The following is a 5,131-nucleotide window of genomic DNA, read 5'->3' as shown; positions in this document are numbered from 1 at the left end:
CATCCTGATTGACCGCACTCCCCCGGACCACCGCCAGCACCCGGTGACCATTGCGCCGCGCATCCGACAACCGCTCCAGGACGAGGAGCCCTGCGCCCTCGGCGAAGCCCGTGCCGTCCGCGCCTGCCGCGAACGCCTTGCAGCGGCCGTCGGGTGCGAGGCCGCGCTGGCGGCTGAAATCGGTGAGGACGGTGGGTGTGGCCATCACCGCGACGCCGCCGGCGAGGGCGAGGGTGCACTCGCCGCGCCGCAGCGCCTGCACCGCCAGGTGGATCGCGACGAGGGACGACGAGCATGCCGTGTCCACCGTCACCGCCGGGCCCTCCAGACCGAAGGTGTAGGCGATACGGCCGGAGATGAGGGCCGAGAGGGTGCCGGTGCCGATGTAGCCGTGCAGGTCGGCGGAGGTACCGGCGAGCACGGTGGCGTAGTCCTGGTCATCGGCGCCGGTGTAGACACCGGTGCGGCTGCCGCGCAGGGCGCCGGGTTCGAGGCCGGCGCGTTCGAGGGCCTCCCAGGCGGTCTCCAGGATGAGCCGCTGCTGCGGGGCCATGGCCAGCGCCTCACGCGGGGAGATGTCGAAGAACGCGGCGTCGAAGCCGTCCACGTCCTCGACGAACCCGCCGCTGCGGGCGTAGCAGCTGCCGGGCCGCTCGGGATCCGGGTCGAACAGTGTGTCGAAGTCCCAGCCGCGGTCGGTCGGGAAGGGGCCGAGCGCGTCGCGCCCTTCCGCGACGAGCTGCCAGAGGTCGTCGGGGGAGGCCACGCCCCCGGGCAGGCGGCACGCCATGCCGACCACCGCGACCGGATCGTGTGCGCGGGCCTCGGTGTCGGCGAGTTGCTGGCGGGCCTGCCGGAGCTCGGTGGTGACCTTCTTCAGGTAGTCACGGAGCTTGGCGTCGTTCGCCGTCTGATCGTTTGCCATGCGACGTCAACATCCTCCGGGCAGGCTCAGGAGATTCCGAGCTCGTTCTCGATCACGCTGAACAGTTCTTCGTCGGTGGCGGAGCCGAGGTCCTCGGCGGGCTGGTCGTCGGCGCCGTCGGGCGGGGTGGTCCAGGAGCGCAGCAAGGCACCGAGCCGTTCGCCGATGGCCGTACGGGTGTCGGCGTCGACGTCGGCGGTGTGCAGCCGGGCGGCGACCCGGTCGAGTTCGTCGAGGACGCTCGGGGTGGAGTCGGCGGGGGCGAGCCGGGTGCGCAGTTCGGCGGCCAGCCCGGTGGGCGTGGGATGGTCGAAGACCAGCGTCGCGGGCAGTCGCAGCCCGGTCGCGGTGGCGAGCCGGTTGCGCAGTTCTACGGCGGTCAGCGAGTCGAAGCCGATCTTCTTGAACTCCTGTGCCGCGTCGATCGCTTCGGCCGTGGCATGCCCGAGGACGGTGGCCGCGTGGGTGCGGACCAGGTCGACCAGATACCGGTGCTGTTCGGTCTCGTCCATGCCGTCCAGGACCGCGCCCCCGGTGGGTCGCGCGGTGTGCGCGGCGGGCCGTACGGTGTGGTGGGCCAGGTCGCGCAGCAGCGGTGGCACGGACATGGGCTCAGCGGCGCGCAGCGCGGCGGTGTCGGGATCGGCCGGGACGAGGACGGCGCCGCCGTGGACGAGGGCCGCGTCGAACCGGGCCAGGCCTTCGGTGGGTTCGACGGGGCGGATGCCGAGTGCCGAGACCCGCCGTACGTCGGCCGCGTTCATCGCGCCGGTCATGCCGGAGGCCTGGGTCCACAGGCCCCAGACCAGGGAGGTGGCCGGAAGTCCCTGGCCGCGGCGGTGCTGGACGAGTGCGTCCAGATAGGCGTTGGCGGCCGCGTAGTTGCCCTGGCCGGGGCTGCCGAGGACGCCGGCGAGGGAGGAGAAGACCACGAACGCCGACAGGTCCGCGTCGCGGGTCAGCCGATGCAGGTTCCAGGCGGCGTCGGCCTTGGCACGCAGGACGCGGTCGAACTGTTCGGGGGTGAGCCGGTCCACGGTGGCGTCGTCGAGGACGCCGGCCGCGTGGACGACCGCGGTCAGCGGGTGCTCGGCCGGGATGCGGGCGAGCAGGGCCGCCAGGTCGTCGGGGTCGGCGGCGTCACAGGCGGCGATGGTGACCTCGGCGCCCAACGCGGTGAGTTCCGCCCGCAGTTCGGCCGCGCCGGGTGCCCGTTCGCCCTGCCGGCCGACGAGCAGCAGGTGCCGTACGCCGTGCCGGGTGACCAGGTGGCGGGCGGTGAGGGCGCCCAGGGTGCCGGTGCCGCCGGTGATCAGGACGGTGTGGGCGGGGGTGAGGCGCGGCGGGAGCACCACGGCCAGTTTGCCGGTGTGGCGGGCCTGGGCGAGGTGGCGGAAGGCAGCGGGTGTCTGGGCCGCGTCCCAGGTGGTGACGGGCAGGGGGGTGAGGACTCCTTGGTCGAAGAGGTCGGCGAGTTCGCCGAGCATCTCGCCGATCCGGTCGGGTCCGGCGTCCAGCACCAGGTCGTACGGGTGGTAGGCGACTCCCGGGTGCGCGACGGCCAGGTCGGCGGCGGGCCGGATGTCGGTCTTGCCCATCTCCAGGAACCGTCCGCGGGGACCGAGCAGCCGGAGCGAGGCGTCGACGAACTCACGGGCGAGGGAGTTGAGCACCACGTCCACACCCCGCCCTCCGGTGGCGGCCCGGAACCGCTCCTCGAACTCCAGGTTCCGGGAGGAGGCGAGCCGTTCACCGTCCAGGCCGAGGGTGCGGGCGGTGCCCCACTTGCCGGGGCTGGCGGTGCCGTACACCTCCAGGCCCCAGTGGCGGGCGAGTTGCACGGCGGCCATGCCGACTCCGCCGGTGACGGCGTGGATCAGCAGGGACTCGCCCCGCCGTACGTCGGCGAGGTCGCGCAGCCCGTAGTAGGCGGTGAGGTAGACGACGGGGGCGCAGGCGGCCTGCGCGTACGTCCAGCCGCGGGGGATCCTGCCGAGCAGGCGGTGGTCGGTGACGGCGAGAGGTGCGATGCCTCCGCGGGGGAACAAGCCCATCACCCGGTCGCCGGGTGCCAGCCCGGTGACGTCGGGGGCGGTCTCGACGACGGTTCCGGCGGCTTCGCCGCCGAGCGCGGCCTCGCCGGGGTACATCCCGAGGGCGATCAGGGTGTCGCGGAAGTTCAGGCCGGCGGCGCGGACCGCGACCCGGACCTCACCGGGCTCCAGGGGCCGGGTGTCATCGGTGGACGGGACGAGGGCGAGGTTCTCGAAGGTGCCCCTGCCGGTGGTGTCGAGCTTCCAGTTGGACGCGTCGGCCGGCGGGGCGAGCCGCCCCTGCTCGCCGGTGCGGATCAGCCGGGGCAGCAGGACCTCACCGTCCCGGATCGCGAATTGTGGTTCCTCGCCGCCGAGCGCGGCGGCCAGGAGCTCCGGCGCGGCATCCGGCGCGTCGAGGTCGGCCAGCACGAGCCGCCCGGGGTGCTCGGACTGAGCGGTACGCACCAGACCCCATACGGCGGCGGCGGCCGGGTTGTCCACCGTCTCCCCGGGGGCCGCGGCGACGGCACCGTGGGTGAGCAGGACGAGTCGGCTCTCCGCCAGCTCGGGCGAGGCGAGGAACTGCTGTACGGCCGTCAGCACGGTGAGGACGGTGGCCTTGGTGGTGTCCGGGGCTGCCGGATCGACCGGGGTCCCGGCGGCGGCGCCCGCCGTCGGGACGGCCACCGCGTCGACGGGCAGCAGGACGATCTCCGGAGCCGTCGTGCCGGACGCCAACTCGGCGCGGAGGCCGTCCAGGTGGCGGTGGCGGCGTGGGGCGTCGGCCGCCGCCCGGCCCGGGTCGCCGAGCGGGGCGTCCCCCAGGAGGGCCCAGGCGGAGACGGCCACCGGTATGGCCTGGTCCAGGGCGGCCGGTCGCCAGTGCGGGGCGAGCAGCGCGTCGGGGCTGTGCCGGCGGTCGGCGAGCCGTGCGGCGTCGGTGGCGCGCAGGGTGAGCGAGTCGGCGGTGAGCACCGGCGCTCCGGTGGCGTCGGTGAGCGTGAGGGTGACCCGGTCGGGCCCGGTGCGGCCGAGCCGGGCCCGGACGGCGGTGGCGCCGCTCGCGTGCAGCCGGACGCCGGCCCAGGCGAAGGGCAGCCGGACGGTGTCCGGCCGGTCGGAGCAGAGCGCGTGCAGTACGGCGTCCAGCAGCGCGGGGTGGATGCCGTACCGTGCGGCCTCGGCGGCGGACGTGTCGGCCAGTTCGACCTCGGCGTACAGATCGTCGCCGTCCTGCCACAGCGCCCGCAGGCCCTGGAAGGTGGGACCGTAGCCGTACCCGGTGGCGGCCAGCCCGGCGTAGAGACCGTCCAGTTCGACACGTCGGGCGCCGGTCGGGGGCCAGGTCGCGGGGACGGGCAGGGGTGCGGCCGCCGTGTCGTCCGGGGCGAGGACGCCGGACGCGTGCCGCTGCCAGGGCAGGTCGTCGTCGGAGCGGGAGTGCACGGTGAAGGCGCGTCGCCCGCTGTCGTCGGATGCCTCGGCCACCAGTTGGATCCGCAGGGGGCCGTGCTCGGGCAGGACGAGCGGTGCCTCCAGGGTGAGTTCGTCGACGTGCGGGCAGCGCACCTCGTCGCCGAGGCGGATGGCCAGTTCGAGCAGGGCGGTGCCGGGCAGCAGGACCGTGTCGAAGACGGCGTGGTCGGCGAGCCAGGGCTGGGCGGCGGCCGAGAGCCGTCCGGTGAGGACCGTACCGCCGTCGGTGAGATCGACGGCGGCCCCCAGCAGCGGATGGCCGACGGCGAGCAGTCCCAGTTCGCCCGCATCGGACAGCGCCGACTCGGCGTCCAGCCAGAGGCGTTCCTCCTGGAACGGGTAGGTGGGCAGCTCGACCGTACGCGCGCCGTCGGGTGCGAGTCGGCCCCAGTGGACAGGGAGGCCGGCCAGGTGGGCGTGCCCGACGGCCTCGGTGAACTGCCGCAGTCCGCCCTGGTCACGGCGCAGGGTGCCGAAGGCGGTACCGGGCAGCTCGGCCGCGTCCAGCGTTTCCTGGATGCCCATCACCAGCACCGGGTGGGCGCTGATCTCGATGAACACGGTGTGGCCGGATGCGGCGAGGGCCTCGGTGGCCGGGCCGAACCGCACCGGGTGACGCAGGTTGCGGTACCAGTAGTCGGCGTCGAAGGCGGTCGGTCCGGCCCAGTCGCCGGTGAGGGTGGAGAACACCGGG

2 protein-coding genes are annotated in these 5,131 nt (G+C 74.4%); both read right to left on the bottom strand.

Translation table 11 applies throughout. The features are described 5' to 3' along the window. Positions 1 to 925: beta-ketoacyl synthase N-terminal-like domain-containing protein (locus tag LE548_RS44940; protein WP_225102812.1), on the bottom strand; the 925-nt coding region annotated here is incomplete at its 3' end. A 26-nt stretch (positions 926 to 951) separates the two neighbouring features. Beyond that, on the bottom strand, positions 952 to 5,131 hold a 4,180-nt coding region (locus LE548_RS44935; protein WP_225102811.1), incomplete at its 5' end, for an SDR family NAD(P)-dependent oxidoreductase.

The organism is Streptomyces sp. CoH27 (assembly GCF_020181035.1).
GTDB classification, from domain to species: Bacteria; Actinomycetota; Actinomycetes; order Streptomycetales; family Streptomycetaceae; genus Streptomyces; species Streptomyces camelliae.
This window is presented reverse-complemented; position numbering and strand designations above follow the sequence as displayed.